Consider the following 13,376-nt stretch of genomic DNA (forward strand, 5'->3'; position numbering starts at 1 on the left):
AGGCCTATCCCTTACCTATGCCGGCGGCCGTGCGCCGAGCGCCTGTGCGTGCGAAGCTGCTCGGTGATCACTCACCGATGTAGTGCATGACGTGCTTGACCCGGGTGTAGTCGTGCAGGCCGAAGACCGACAGGTCCTTGCCGTAGCCCGAGTGCTTGAACCCGCCGTGCGGCATCTCCGAGACGAACGGGATGTGGGTGTTCACCCACACCACACCGAAGTCCAGCCGCCGCGACACGCGCATCGCCCGGCCGTGGTCAGCGGTCCACACCGACGCCGACAGGCCGTACTTCACGTCGTTGGCCTTGGCGAGCGCGTCGGCCTCGTCGGTGAAGGTCTGCACGGTGATGACCGGGCCGAACACCTCGGTCTGGATCATCTCATCGTCCTGCCGGAGGCCGTCGACCACGGTCGGCTCGAACAGGTAGCCCTTGTCGCCGATGCGCCGGCCGCCGGTGACGACCTTGGCGTGGCCGGGGATCCGCTCCAGGAAGCCCTCGACCCGGGCGAGCTGGCCCGCGTTGTTGAGCGGTCCGTAGAAGGCGTCCTCGACGTCCGGGCCGCCGGTCCTGGTGCCCGCCGCCGACTCGGCCAGCGCGGCGAGGAACGGCTCATGGATGCTCTCGTGCACCAGCACGCGGCAGGCCGCGGTGCAGTCCTGACCGGCGTTGTAGAGACCGGCCTGGGCGATCGACTCGGCCACCGCGGCGATGTCCTTGACGTCCTCGAAGACGACGACCGGAGCCTTGCCGCCGAGCTCCAGGTGCACCCGCTTGAGGTCGTCGGCCGCCGACCTGGCCACCTGGACGCCCGCGCCGACCGAGCCGGTGATCGCCACCATCGACGCCGACGGGTGGCCGACCACCAGGGCTCCGGTGCCGCGGTCGCCGACGACGACGTTGAACACGCCGGGCGGGAGGATCTCGCCGATGATCTCGGCCAGCTTGACCGTGGACACCGGCGTGGTGTCGGACGGCTTGAGCACCACGGTGTTCCCCGCGGCGAGCGCCGGGGCGATCTTCCACACCGCCATCATCAGCGGGTAGTTCCACGGGGTGACCTGCCCGACGACGCCGATCGGCTCGTGCCGGATCACCGAGGTGTGGTCGGCCAGGAACTCCCCGGCGGTCGGGCCCTCCAGGGTGCGCGCGGCGCCCGCGAAGAAACGGAAGTGGTCGGCCGCCGGCGGGATCTCGTCCTCGGCCATCCGCGCGCGGGGCTTACCCGTGTTGCGGCACTCGGCCTCGACGAGCTCGTCCGCCCGCGCCTCGATGGCGTCGGCGATCTTCAACAGCAGGCCGGCGCGCTCGCCCGGCGTCGCCATGCCCCAGGACGCGAACGCGGCGCTCGCGGCGGCGTAGGCCGCGTCGACGTCCTCCTGACCCGAGATCGGCGCCTGGAGGTAGACCTCCCCGGTGCTCGGGTCGATCACGTCGGAGAACCGGTCGCTCCTGGCGTCCGTGAGCCCGCCGTTGATGAAGTTCTGCAGACGGCTGGTCAACGTTGACCTCCCTCGGAGGTAGCTGAGTTGTCGCGACTCTGACAGAGGCCAGGTACCACGACAAGGGATTTCGTCGCGAATATATCAAATTGCTACGAATTCGCTTGACAGAGCACGATGAACTGACAACATGTCGCACCAGGACCGCAACATGGCGGGAACGGCGCCGTAATCCCCGCGCGGTAGCGGGCACGGAGTCGTGAGGAAGGACTCGGAGATGACGACGCCGCCTAAGGCGCGACGGGACAACAACAACCACGACGCCAAACCCGGCCCGGTGGTGCTGGACGAGATCTCCAAGCGGATCATCGAGGAGTTGCAGGCCGACGGGCGCAAGCCGTACGCCGCCATCGGCAAGGCCGTCGGACTGTCGGAGGCCGCCGTCCGCCAGCGCGTGCAACGTCTCCTCGACGCGGGCGTCATGCAGATCGTCGCGGTCACCGACCCCCTCACCCTCGGCTTCCCCCGTCAAGCCATGATCGGCATCAAGTGCGAGGGCGACCTCGAGACCGTAGCCGACAAACTGTCGTCGATCGATGAGATCGACTACGTCGTCCTCACCGCCGGCTCTCTGGACATCATGGTGGAAGTGGTCTGCGAAGGCGACAGCCACCTTCTGGAGATTCTCGGCAAGATCCGCGCCATCCCCACCGTGCGCGCCACCGAGACCTTCGTCTACCTCAAGCTACGCAAGCAAACCTACTCCTGGGGCACCCGCTGACCCCACCGCCACACCCGCTCACCCGCCACTCTCCCCTCTCTGACCCCCGACGCCTCGCCCCTCCGTGGCCACGGCGTCGCGCCCTCTCCGAAAGAGGCTCCGCGCCCCCGCAGGCCGTATGACCCGGCGCCGCCCTGCGGCGGAAAACCCGGCCGACCCGGCGCCCGAAGCGCTAGACGTGCTGTTCCTGCTCGCCGAGGAGTGCCTCACGGCGGTCCAGGATGCCGGCCAGTTCGGCGAGGAACGCGTCCACCTGGGTGACGGCGTATCCGTTCTTGAAGACGACGGTGGAGAACGTGGCCTTCCTGACCTGCTCGGCCGTCAGCGGGTGCTCACTCGTGCCCCGCAGGGTGGCGACCACGTGGTCGAGGAAGACGTCGACCTCGTCCTCGTCGTAGCCCGAGCCGAGGCGGGCCGGCCGGAACATCACGCGCTCGACCCGCACGGCCTGCTCCTCCAGCCAGACCGCGGCGGAGGCGGCCGTCCCCACTCCGCCAAGGCCCGCGTGCAGACCCCGTACCGTCAGCGGCCCCGCCCCGGGAACCGGCCTCGTTTCCGGGGGCGCGCCGGTCACCCCCGCCGCCGATGGCGACGCGGAGGCGATCGGCGTGCCAAGGGCCTGGGGGGCGTGGTGCGCCCCTGTGGGGGGCTGGTCGGTCACCTTCGGTATACCGGGCAGGGTCGGCGCGTCGTCCTCCTCCTCGTCGTTCCGCCGCTCGGCGGGCCGCACCGGCCCGGCCGCGGGCACGGACGGGACCGGCGAGGGCGCCGACAGGGGAACCGCCGGATGCGCGGGCTCGAACAGGGAACGCCGTGTGCCCGAGGGAAGATCAGGCCGGCCGGGTAACAGGTGATCGGCGGAGCCGGCATCGCGGGTGGACGGCGAGGGAACGTCTCGCCGAGGCAGGTCCGGGATGTCACGCGAGAGCGGGAAGGAGGCATCGCGCGGGGGAACGGCCGACATCCCCGTAGGAGGGGTCGAGGAGATCCCGCCCGAGGTGCCGGCCGCGGCACGCCGCCCGGGGGCCTCGCTCATCGGGCCGGTGACGGCGCGGCGGCCCAGGGGCCCGCCCACCGGACCCGAAGAGCCCATCGACCCCAGGGGATCCGCCGAGCCGGGGGCGCTCGGGTGCCCCGGGAAGCCGGTGCGACCCAGGGTGTTCGCGGAGCCGGGCGGACTCGTGGCGGTGTGGCCGGCAGGAGTCCTGGAGGGCAGGGCGGCGGAGCCACCGGAGGCCGGAGCCGCGGAAGGCGCGGTGGCGGGCCCGGCATCGTGGACCAGGCCCGCGTGGATCTCCACCGCCACCACGAACGCGTCGAGCGCGTAGTCGACGGCCACCTCGTTGTATCCGCCCAGCTTGGTGCTGAAGCGTGCGGCGCGGATGTCGTCGGCCGTCAGGGGCGGCCCGTCCAGGACGCCGCGGCCGAGGGTCGCCTCGATGCGCCGGATCAGCGCGTCTACCTGGGCGGGGTCATAGCCTGCCCGCACACCCAGCACGCGTGGAAAGCGGATCACGCCGTGTCCTCCCGGTGTTCACACCCCGGTGCTCTTTTCCCTCTTTTACCATTCTGAACGTATGACAGGCTGAAATCCAGAAAGTTAGCGGCCGACCGGTAAGCTTGCCGCCCTATGCGGCTCGCGAACCTCTCATTTCGGTACGCACGTCGTGCCCCCTGGGTGCTGCGTGACGTCGACCTGCATCTGCCCCCGGGAACGGTCGCCGAGATCACCGGGCGCAATGGCGCCGGCAAATCCACCCTGCTGCGGCTCCTCGCGGGCGTCACGCCGCCGACCCGGGGCCGGATCACCGACCGTCCCGAGGTCGTCGGGTACGCCCCGGAGATCTTCCCGGTGGAGCAGCCGTTCACCGTGCTCGCCTACCTCACCCGGATGGCCGCGATCCGGGGCCTGCGGCCGGCCGTGATCGACCCGTGGGTGGACCGGCTCGGCATGGCGGCGCTGCTCGACGTGCCGCTCGCCGACCTGTCCAAGGGGAGCGCGCACAAGGTCGGCCTGGCCCAGGCGCTGCTCGCGCCGCCGGGGCTGCTCATCCTCGACGAACCGTTCTCCGGGCTCGACGCGCAGGCCCGCGCCGAGCTGCCGCGCATCGTCGCGGACGTCGCGGCGGCGGGCGGCGTCGTCGTGGTCAGCGACCATCAGAGCGGGCTCGCCGGGTATCCCGGCATCCGCCACCTGCATGTCGGCGACGCCACGGTCCAGCCCGCCGACGCCGTGGCCGCCGCGGTCGACTCGTCCCCGGCCTCCGGCACGGTGGTCATCGAGATCACCGTGGACGCCGCCGACGCCGAGGCGGTGGCCGGCAAACTCCGGGCCGAGGGCTACCAGCCCGTCCTCCGCACCGCGGAAGCGGCGATGCCGGGACGGCCGATGCCAGAAGGACGGGAAGAGCCGCTACCTGCGGGCCAGGCGGAGCCGGCCGGACCCGGAGCACCGGCCACGCCGGGAGCACACGACGCAGGTGAGGACCGATGAGACCGGCGCTGTCCCTGACCTACTTCAAGATCACCGCCTACCTGCGGTCGCATCGCGTCATCCTGCCGTTCGGCGGACTGCTGGTCGTCATGGCCATCCTGTACTCGGTGCGGGTGAACGTCGGACAGGAGCTGCCGTCCTACGCCGACTCGGCCGCCCTCCTGGTCCCGGTGTTCGCCTGGGCCGCCCGTGGCCTGCTCGACGCCGAACCGGACGTGCAGCGACTGCTGTCGATCACCGCGGTCGGACGGCCCGGGCGCGAGGTGGCGAGCGGCCTGCTCGCCGCGGTCGCCCTCAACGCGGCGCTGGCCCTGGTCGCGCTGGTCGTGCCGCTCGCCATCGGCTTCTCGGCCACCCCGGGGCCGCAGGCGCTGCTCGGCGGGCTCGCGCTGCACCTGCTCTCGCTGCTCACCGGAACGGCCATCGGCGCGCTGACCAGCCGCCCCATCCTCCCCGATCCGGCCGTCGCGGCCCTCACCCTGCTGGGTGGGTACGCGGGAATCCTGCTGCTCAGCCTGGTCCCGGTCACCTGGCTGACGGTGCCGATCATCAGTTGGATGCGCGCGGCCGGCCAGGGCGACTTCCTCGGCCGTTCACTGCCCGGCCTGGCCGGGGCCACCCTCTTCTGGTGCGCCGTCGCCCTGTTCGCCTACACCCGCCTGCGCCGCACCCGCCCCTGACGGGACGGCCTCGGGTTCGCGGCCCTGAGGCCAGGCCGCCCACTCCCGTTCCGGTCTCCATCGGCCCTCGATCTCCGAGGGTCCCGATCCGGCGTCTTCGTTATCCGTCTCGACATGCGATACGAATCTTCTCGCAATATGGATACGCGGCTAGGCTCGCCTCGTTCGACCATCGAGAAGGGGGATGCCATGCCGGCACCGCGCGCCACCTACACCCACGGTCACCACGAATCCGTGCTGCGTTCGCACACGTGGCGGACCGCCGCCAACTCGGCCGCCTACCTGCTGCCGCACCTGCGTCCCGGCATGTCCCTCCTCGACGTCGGCTGCGGTCCCGGCACGATCACGGCCGACCTGGCGGACCTGGTGGCGCCGGGACGCGTCGTCGGGATCGACACCAGCGAGGACGTCATCGCGCAGGCCGCGCGGACCGCCTCCGCCGGCTGGGCCGGCCTCACCTTCGAGGTGGCCGACGTCCACGACCTGCCCGAGGGCGGATTCGATGTCGTCCACGCCCACCAGGTGCTCCAGCACCTGGCCGATCCGGTGGGCGCCCTGGCCGCGATGCGCGAGGCGTGCGCGCCCGGCGGCCTGGTCGCGGCCCGCGACTCCGACTACGCCGCCTTCACCTGGTACCCGGAGCCGCCGGCCCTGACCGACTGGCAGGAGTTGTACCGCGCGATCGCCCGCGCCAACGGCGGGGAGCCGGACGCCGGACGCCGCCTGCTCTCCTGGGCCCGGCAGGCCGGCTTCACCGAGGTCACCGCCTCCGCCTCGGTGTGGTGCTTCGCCTCGCCGCAGGACCGCGCCTGGTGGAGCGGCCTGTGGGCGGACCGGGTCACCTCCTCCGCCTTCGCCGATCACGCCCTGTCGCTCGGCCTCGCCACGCGTGCCGACCTGGAGCGCCTCAGCGCGGGCTGGCGCGAGTGGGGCGCCCACGAGGACGGCTGGTTCGCCGTGGTGCACGGCGAGATCATCTGCCGCGCCTGACGACGGGCGCCCCGCCGGCCGGCGTCCCGGCGGTCACGCCCGCCGGGTGGAGCGCCGGGCGAGCAGTACGGCACCCGCCGCGCAGGCGAGAAGGGCCACGGCGGCGCCCGCCATCAGCCGGACACCGCCGCCACCGCTCTCCGCCGCCGGACGGCTCGCCGCCTCGGCAACGGGTGCGCTCCCGGCACCGGGCGCGGAGTTCGTCTCACGGGCCGGCGCGTCCGCTTCGGTGGCCTGGGCGCCGCCGCCCGCACCGTCCGAACCACCCGATCCGTCAGCGCCGCTCGCGGCGAAGACCACGTCGGAACAGGAGTAGTAGGTGTCCGGGGTCTCGGAGTTCTGCCAGACGGTGTAGACGACGTGCCGGCCTGTCTTGCCGGACGGCAGCCTGCCCTTCATCGTGTACGCCCCGGCGACCAGCCGCGGATCGGTGACCCGCAGGAACGGCTCCCTCTCCAGCTTCGACCAGGTGAGCGGCCGGGCCGGGTCGTAGCCGTCCTTGGTGACGTACATGCGGAACGTGCCCTTGTGCGGAATCGTCGCACGGTACTTGAAGGTGTACGCGGCTCCCGCGGCCAACTTGGTCGCCGGCCAGTCCGTCCGCGGCAGGTCGAGACCGGCGAAGCGCGCGAGCCCGGCGCTGCACAGCCTGCCGTCCGGGATCATCTCGCGGTCACGCCCGGCCACGCCGGGGACCCGCAGGTCGTCCCACTCGGCCAGCGCGCCGGGCGCACTCGCGGCGACGGCGGCCTTGCAGGCCCGCAGGGCCGCGTTCTCGCCCACGCCGCACGCGGCCGCTCTGCTGAGCGGGTTCGTCAGCGCGCCGTGCGCATCGGCGGGGCCGGCGGCCGGCCCTGCGAGCAGTAGCTGGGCGAGGCCGAAGCCGGTGACGGTCACGACGACCTTACGCATCGATCAACCCTCGCAAGACCGGAGCGGGCCGTGTCCGTAGGTCACGGCAGGTTCGGTGCGGCCGGGGCGGCGCCCCGTCGCCGTGCCCCGGCGTGCCTGAGAGGAGCGCCGGAGCGGCGGCTGCCCTTGAGCTACGGCCCGTCCCTGGCCGCGGTTCACCCGGTCACGGTGTGATCGGGGTTCGCGGCCGGGCTCAGCCTCTCCGGATCTGGTCGACGCCGCGGCGGGCCAGGGCGTCGGCGCGTTCGTTCTCGGGGTGACCGGCGTGGCCCTTCACCCAGAGCCATTCGACGGTGTGGCACGCGGTCGCCGCGTCCAGTCGCTGCCACAGGTCCATGTTCTTGACCGGCTGCCTGGCGGCCGTCTGCCAGCCGTTGCGCTTCCAGGAGCGCAGCCACTGGGTGATGCCGTTGCGCACGTAGGTGCTGTCGGTGTGCAGGCGCACGGTGACCGGCCGGGTGAGGCTCTCCAGGGCCATGATGGCGGCCATCAGCTCCATGCGGTTGTTCGTGGTGCCGGGCTCGCCACCGTAGATCTCCTTCTCCACCTCGCCGTAGCGCAGCACCGCTCCCCAGCCGCCGGGACCGGGGTTGCCGCTGCACGCGCCGTCGGTGTAGATGTCCACGGCCTGCCCGGCCGTCCTCGCCTGGTCCTGCACGGCCGGCACGCCCTCCTGCCCGTGGTCCTCGTGGTCGGCACCAGTCATACCATTCCCGCCGTGCATGCGGATGCGCCCGCACATCCGGATGCGGCGGGCCGGCCCGCCACCCTCACATATCCGATTTACCTGGCTATCGTCCGCATTTCACGGCTGCGGCTCCGCGTCCCCTCGCGAAACCGTCCTATCCGACGAGCGCTCCACCTCACGGACGGGAAGCCGGACATATCACGAAACATCGATTAGCACGTTCCCGCACTTCAGCGCCACTGCGAGCTTTCCTCCGCGTCATCGCCGTGGGTGGCATAAATTCAGCAGGTGCCGGGTCCGACTTCCCCCGCAGGAGCGCATCAATGGAGAGTACCGACGGCCGCATTTTGCTCATCATCCTGGTCGCGACGGTCCTGTTCGCCGTCGGGCGCAATTTCCAGCGCACCGTGGACACCTGGGCGGGCTGGGGTAAAGCGATCAAGGCCGCCGCGGAGGCGGCGGCCAAGGTGCCGCCCGCGAAGTCGGCGGCCCGGGCGGCGTTCTGGCGCATGGTCATGGTGGGCGCCGTGACGTTCCTGCTGCTCGCACTGATCGCCAACGCGATCCGCTACAGGTGACGCTCAGGCAGGCGGGGTACGCGCGGGCCGTCGCGGGGCGGACGCCCGCGTACGGGGAGGCGTCCGCCCGGCTCGGTCAGCCCTGCTCGGGGGTGGCGGCGGCGAGCTGACCGCACGCGCCGTCGATCTCACGGCCCCGGGTGTCGCGCACCGTGACGGCCACGCCGTGCGACTCCAGGCGGCGGACGAAGGCGCGCTCGTCCTCGGGGCGGGAGGCCGTCCACTTGGAGCCGGGGGTCGGGTTGAGCGGGATCAGGTTGACGTGGACGAGCTTGCCCTTGAGCAGCCGTCCCAGCAGGTCAGCCCGCCACTCCTGGTCGTTGATGTCCTTGATCAGGGCGTACTCGATGGAGACCCGGCGCTTGGTGACCGCCGCGTAGCGCCAGGCGGCGTCCAGCACCTCGGCGACCTTCCAGCGGGTGTTGACCGGCACGAGCGTGTCGCGCAGCTCGTCGTCCGGCGCGTGCAGGGAGACCGCGAGCGTCACCGGCAGCCCCTCCGCCGCGAGCTTGTCGATCGCCGGGACCAGGCCGACCGTGGAGACGGTGACGCCCCGGGCGGAGATGCCGAGGCCCGCGGGCGCCGGCTCCACGATGCGGCGCACGGCGCCGATCACGGCCTTGTAGTTGGCCAGCGGCTCGCCCATCCCCATGAACACGATGTTGCTGACCCGCCCCGGACCGCCAGGGACCTCGTCCGCGGCCAGTGCCCGCGCCCCCGCCACGACCTGCTCGACGATCTCGGCGGTGGACATGTTGCGGGTCAGCCCGGCCTGCCCGGTGGCACAGAACGGGCAGTTCATGCCGCACCCGGCCTGGGACGACACGCACATCGTCACGCGGTCGGGGTAGCGCATGAGCACCGACTCCACCAGCGCGCCGTCGAAGAGCCGCCACAGCGTCTTGCGGGTCATGCCACCGTCGCAGGTGATCTCACGGACCGAGGTCAGCAGGCCGGGCATCAGCTGCGTCACCAGCCGGTCGCGGGACGCCGCCGGCAGATCGGTCATCTGCTCGGGGTCGGTGGTGAACCGCTCGAAGTAGTGCCGGGAGAGCTGGTCGGCCCGGAAGGGCTTCTCGCCCAGTTCCGCCACGGCCGCGCGGCGCTCCGCCATGGACAGGTCGGCCAGGTGGCGTGACGGCTTCGCCCGTCGGGGGGCGACAAAGGTTAGCTGGGCGGACATGTCCTTCTCTTAACGGTTTGCCGGAAGCTGCACTGGACAGCCATTCCGTGTGATCTAGTGCGATCCTCGGCGGAACGGGGAGACGCTTACCGGAAAGGCGGATATGCGTTGGGCACCACCGATGTCGTTCTCACCGACACCAGCCCCTACGGTAGTCGCGTGGTGACCGTCGAACAGGACGGTTCGTCGTCGGTAGCTTACCTTCGCGACGCGCAGGGCGGGATCCACGGAGCCGTGTGGCTCGCCAACCATGGACCCGCTCCCTCCTCGGTCGACCTGGTGCGCATCGAGTCCGGCCAGACCCCGGTGATGCCCCTCGGCAACACCCGCGTCCCTGAGGGATCGCCGCCGTTCATCGCGGGCGAGCTGGAGGTGCTGTGGTTCGAGGAGGGCGACGGCGCCGCCCTCTACCGCAACGGCGAGCTGCTGGCGGTGATTCCCGGCTGGGCCGACCTCGAACGGGGCATGCCCGGCTACGCGCGGGACGCCGCCGGCGAGTCACCGTTCGCCTGGCCGCTCGCCGACGCGCTGGAAGGACTCGCGCCACGCATCGCCAAGGCGCGCTCGTACTGGGAATGGCGGCACGGGGATGGCGCGTGGCCGTCGTTCCAGCAGTTCGTGATGAGCCACCTGGACGCCAAGGCCGGGCCCGCCGGTCGATATTGGGACGTGGGCGGCGACCGGCTCCCCACGGTGGGGATCACCGAGCGCCCGCAGGAGGGGTACACCCTGCTGTCCACCGTGGGGATGAGCTGCCAGCGCATGCCCACGGTCGAGCAGTACATCGACCGGCCGGACACCTTCGCGCGCATCGAGCTGGCGGTCGCCACCCGCGGCGAGGCGGCCGAGGCGGCCCGGCTGTTCCTGTGGCTGGCCCGCTACCCGTGGACGTCGGTCACCTGGCTCGGGCACGGGCACACGGCACGCTGGTACCGCGAGTCGGCGTCCTTCCCCCTCGGACCGGGGTACCAAGGGGTGCTGATGCTCGACACGGTGCCCGGCCTGCCGGACCTGTCGGGGTTCGGGTTCAGCGGGGACGAAGTGCGCTGGCTGTGGCTGGTCCCGGTCACCGAGCCGGAGCTGCGGCTGATCGCCGAGCAGGGCCACGAGGCCGTGCCACTGACCGGGCGCCTCCCCTGAGCGGGCGGGCCGGTCAGACGGGAATGAAGATCGCCAGGAGCAGCCAGACGGGGAAGAGCGTGGCGAGCAGCGAGTCGAGGCGGTCCATGAGCCCGCCGTGCCCGGGCAGCACGTTGCCCATGTCCTTGATGCCGAGATCGCGCTTGATCGTCGACTCGACGAGGTCGCCGAAGGTCGCGCACACGGCGACGACGGCGCCCAGCAGGGCCCCCTGCCAGAGCCGGCCGTCGAGGAGGAAGTGGACCAGCAGCGCCCCGCACACCACACAGGCGAGCACGGAGCCGGCGAACCCCTCCCAGGTCTTCTTCGGGCTGATGATCGACATCTTGTGCCTGCCGAACAGGATGCCCGCGAAATAGCCGCCGATGTCGCTGCACACCGTCACCGCGATGAAGATGACCACCCGATGGGCGCCGTCCGGTTCGCTGAGCATCAACGGAACGAACCCGACGATCAGCATGGGATAGACGGCGGTGAGCAGGCTGGCCGAGGCGTCCCGCACGTACCCCTCGGGTCCGTGGACCATGCGCATGCCGAGCAGCACGAGCACGGTCAGTGTGAAGACGCCGAGCATCCAGATCGTCCCGCCCCAGTAGGCACCGGCGAGGACGCCGACCAGGCCCGCCAGCAGCGGGGGGATCGGCACCTGGATGCCCCGGCCGCCGAGGGCACGGGCCATCTCCACGACGCCGATGCCGACCGCGGCGAGGACCACGATCAGGAACAGGACCTTGACCGTGTAGAGGGACGCGATGACCAGCGCGCCGAGCGCGACGCCGACACCGATCGCGGCGGGAAGGTTGCGGCCGGTGCGGATGCGCCCCGGCTTGCCGCCCTCCACCGTGACCTCCTCCTGCGGCGCACCGCGGCCCGCTCGCGCGGCAACCGGGCGGAGGTCAGCGCGGGGAGCCGCACCTGCTCCGGACGTGAGCGGCATGCTCTTGCCGGACGTCTCACCCCCCGCCGAGGGCAGGCCGCCCGCCGGGGTCTGCTCGCCGCCGGCCCCGGCCGCCGTGCCGTTCTCGCCGTTCGCGGACGCGGCGTGTCCCTGCGGGACCTGCTCGGGCGGACGCTCGCCTGACCCGCGTCCCGGAGCCGGCCCGGTGCCGTCCGCCGCCGTACCTTCCACAGTGATCCCACTCTCGTACCACGGCCGTGCCGGGCGACCCGCCGTGCCGGAACCGCCCGGAGGCGGAGAGGGGGCGCGGGTGCCAGAACGCGGCGAGGGCGCTCCCCCACGGACACCGCCGGAGGGGGAAGCGCCCCGACCTGACCTGTTGAACCGCTCCAGTGCTCAGACTTCGAGCAGCTCGGCTTCCTTGTGCTTCAGCAGCTCGTCGATCTTGGCGACGTGCTTCTGGGTGAGGTCGTCGAGCTCCTTCTCGGCGCGCCGCACCTCGTCCTCGCCGGCCTCGCCGTCCTTGACGAGCTTGTCGAGCGTCTCCTTGGCGTGACGCCGGATGTTGCGCACCGACACCTTGCTGCTCTCGGCCTTGCTCCTGGCGACCTTGATGTACTCGCGGCGGCGCTCCTCCGACAGCTCGGGGAACACCACGCGGATCACCGCACCGTCGTTGCCGGGGTTGACCCCGAGGTCGCTGTCACGGATGGCCTTCTCGATGGCGCTCATCGCACCCTTGTCATAGGGCTGAATGATCACCATGCGGGCCTCCGGAACGTGGAACGAGGCCAGCTGCTGCACCGGAGTCGGCGACCCGTAGTAGTCAACAATGATCTTGTTGAACATCGAGGGGCTGACTCTGCCGGTGCGGATCGCCGCGAAGTCCTCCTTGGCGACCGCGACCGCCTTGTCCATCTTCTCCTCGGCTTCGAGGAGGGTTTCGTCGATCACAGCGGCTCCCTATTTCCCTGCCGGACTCACCAGCGTGCCGATCTTCTCACCGCGGACCGCCCGCAGGATGTTCCCCTCACCCATCAGGTCGAAGACCACGATGGGCAGGCCGTTGTCCATGCACAGGCTGATCGCGGTGGCATCCATGACGCCGAGACCTCGCGTCAGCACCTCGCTGTAGTCGAGCTGGTCGAAGCGGACGGCGTCCGGGTTCTTGCGCGGGTCGGAGTCGTAGACCCCGTCGACCTGGGTGCCCTTCAGCACGGCCTCCGCGCCGACCTCCAGCGCGCGCTGGGCGGCGCAGGTGTCGGTGGAGAAGAAGGGCGACCCCAGCCCGGCACCGAAGATGACCACGCGCCCCTTCTCCAGGTGCCGGATGGCGCGCCTGGGCAGGAACGGCTCGGCGACCTGCTGCATCGTGATCGCCGTCTGCACCCGGGTCTCGACGCCGCGCTTCTCCAGGAAGTCCTGCAGCGCGAGGCAGTTGATCACCGTGCCCAGCATGCCCATGTAGTCGGCGCGGGCGCGGTCCATGCCGCGCTCGGACAGCGCGACACCGCGGAACATGTTCCCGCCGCCGACCACGACGGCGACCTGCACTCCCTCGCGCACGGCCTCGGCGACCGAGTCGGCGAGC

At 71.4% G+C, this 13,376-nt stretch carries 14 protein-coding genes; 6 read left to right on the forward strand and 8 right to left on the reverse strand.

Going from position 1 to position 13,376, the window contains the following annotated elements; genetic code table 11:
• Positions 1-67: 67 nt before the first annotated feature.
• Positions 68-1,501 carry a gamma-aminobutyraldehyde dehydrogenase gene (locus IEY93_RS32890; protein WP_189167071.1) on the reverse strand — a complete coding sequence of 478 codons (1,434 nt, stop codon included), beginning with the start codon at positions 1,499-1,501 and terminating at the stop codon, positions 68-70.
• Positions 1,502-1,718: 217 nt separating this feature from the next.
• Between IEY93_RS32890 and IEY93_RS32895 the strand changes: the two genes are divergently transcribed.
• On the forward strand, positions 1,719-2,222 hold the full coding sequence (locus IEY93_RS32895; protein WP_189167072.1) for an Lrp/AsnC family transcriptional regulator: 504 nt from the start codon (positions 1,719-1,721) through the stop codon (positions 2,220-2,222).
• A 172-nt stretch (positions 2,223-2,394) separates the two neighbouring features.
• Here the strand turns inward: IEY93_RS32895 and IEY93_RS32900 are convergent, their stop codons facing one another.
• Complete coding sequence (locus IEY93_RS32900) at positions 2,395-3,738, reverse strand: DivIVA domain-containing protein (RefSeq protein WP_189167073.1); 1,344 nt, start codon at positions 3,736-3,738, stop codon at positions 2,395-2,397.
• A 162-nt stretch (positions 3,739-3,900) separates the two neighbouring features.
• Here IEY93_RS32900 and IEY93_RS32905 point away from each other — a divergent pair, with 162 nt between their 5' ends.
• The 3 genes from IEY93_RS32905 (at position 3,901) to IEY93_RS32915 (ending at position 6,386) form a co-directional block, all read left to right on the forward strand.
• Positions 3,901-4,716: an ATP-binding cassette domain-containing protein gene (locus tag IEY93_RS32905; protein ID WP_229691672.1), complete on the forward strand. Its 816-nt coding sequence runs from the start codon at positions 3,901-3,903 to the stop codon at positions 4,714-4,716.
• On the forward strand, positions 4,713-5,396 hold the full coding sequence (locus IEY93_RS32910; RefSeq protein WP_189167075.1) for a hypothetical protein: 684 nt from the start codon (positions 4,713-4,715) through the stop codon (positions 5,394-5,396). Before IEY93_RS32905 ends, IEY93_RS32910 begins: the two co-directional genes overlap by 4 nt.
• Before the next feature lie 189 nt (positions 5,397-5,585).
• Positions 5,586-6,386, forward strand: coding sequence for a methyltransferase domain-containing protein (locus IEY93_RS32915; RefSeq protein ID WP_189167076.1), 801 nt, complete (start codon positions 5,586-5,588; stop codon positions 6,384-6,386).
• A gap of 33 nt (positions 6,387-6,419) precedes the next feature.
• On the opposite strand, the gene IEY93_RS32920 is transcribed toward IEY93_RS32915, so the two are convergent.
• Entirely contained in the window at positions 6,420-7,298 is an 879-nt protein-coding gene (locus IEY93_RS32920; RefSeq protein ID WP_189167077.1) for a lytic polysaccharide monooxygenase auxiliary activity family 9 protein, read from the reverse strand.
• Positions 7,299-7,491: 193 nt separating this feature from the next.
• Complete coding sequence (gene rnhA / locus IEY93_RS32925; RefSeq protein ID WP_189167078.1) at positions 7,492-8,004, reverse strand: ribonuclease HI; 513 nt, start codon at positions 8,002-8,004, stop codon at positions 7,492-7,494.
• 305 nt (positions 8,005-8,309) lie between these two features.
• Here rnhA and IEY93_RS32930 point away from each other — a divergent pair, with 305 nt between their 5' ends.
• Entirely contained in the window at positions 8,310-8,564 is a 255-nt protein-coding gene (locus tag IEY93_RS32930) for a hypothetical protein (RefSeq protein ID WP_189167079.1), read from the forward strand.
• Between the two features lie 76 nt (positions 8,565-8,640).
• Here the strand turns inward: IEY93_RS32930 and rlmN are convergent, their stop codons facing one another.
• Positions 8,641-9,747 carry a dual-specificity RNA methyltransferase RlmN gene (gene rlmN / locus IEY93_RS32935; RefSeq protein ID WP_189167080.1) on the reverse strand — a complete coding sequence of 369 codons (1,107 nt, stop codon included), beginning with the start codon at positions 9,745-9,747 and terminating at the stop codon, positions 8,641-8,643.
• 108 nt (positions 9,748-9,855) lie between these two features.
• On the opposite strand from rlmN, the gene IEY93_RS32940 reads away from it, so the two are divergent.
• Positions 9,856-10,887, forward strand: a complete 1,032-nt coding sequence (locus tag IEY93_RS32940; protein WP_189167081.1) for a suppressor of fused domain protein — start codon at positions 9,856-9,858, stop codon at positions 10,885-10,887.
• A gap of 13 nt (positions 10,888-10,900) precedes the next feature.
• Here IEY93_RS32940 and IEY93_RS32945 read toward each other — a convergent pair whose 3' ends face one another.
• The 3 genes from IEY93_RS32945 to pyrH all read right to left on the reverse strand — a co-directional run.
• Positions 10,901-12,016, reverse strand: a complete 1,116-nt coding sequence (locus tag IEY93_RS32945; RefSeq protein WP_229691673.1) for a phosphatidate cytidylyltransferase — start codon at positions 12,014-12,016, stop codon at positions 10,901-10,903.
• A gap of 165 nt (positions 12,017-12,181) precedes the next feature.
• Positions 12,182-12,739 carry a ribosome recycling factor gene (frr, locus tag IEY93_RS32950; protein ID WP_189167082.1) on the reverse strand — a complete coding sequence of 186 codons (558 nt, stop codon included), beginning with the start codon at positions 12,737-12,739 and terminating at the stop codon, positions 12,182-12,184.
• A 9-nt stretch (positions 12,740-12,748) separates the two neighbouring features.
• Positions 12,749-13,376: UMP kinase (gene pyrH, locus IEY93_RS32955; RefSeq protein ID WP_229691674.1), on the reverse strand; the 628-nt coding region annotated here is incomplete at its 5' end.

It is taken from the genome of Sphaerisporangium melleum (assembly GCF_014646695.1).
GTDB lineage: Bacteria > Actinomycetota > Actinomycetes > Streptosporangiales > Streptosporangiaceae > Sphaerisporangium > Sphaerisporangium melleum.